Raw genomic sequence first — 243 nt, 5'->3', positions numbered from 1 at the left:
ATTAAATACCATCTCGATACTCTTAAGGCCCGTCACGGCTGCCTCATAGGGAGCAAAGGCGATGATCTCATCCGTATCTCCGTGCAGCATGCACACGGCTGCTGTCATCTCGTCAAGAGTGACCGATACCTTTCCTTCCACGGGCTGATCCAGCTCATAGGTGATCGAACCGGAATAGAAGGGCAGACCCTGCGGCACAATATTACCGGCATGAAGTTTATCCGGAAGGCTGATGAGATGAAC

At 51.9% G+C, this 243-nt stretch carries 1 protein-coding gene; it reads right to left on the bottom strand.

What is annotated here, in order from left to right:
- On the bottom strand, positions 1–243 hold a 243-nt coding region (locus JDS99_RS31440), incomplete at both ends, for a hypothetical protein (protein ID WP_199696541.1).

It is taken from the genome of Bacillus cereus group sp. N6 (genome assembly GCF_016483705.1).
GTDB lineage: Bacteria > Bacillota > Bacilli > Bacillales > Bacillaceae_G > Bacillus_A > Bacillus_A wiedmannii.
Note: the sequence above shows the minus strand (reverse complement) of the source record. Positions and strands in the feature narration are given on the sequence as shown.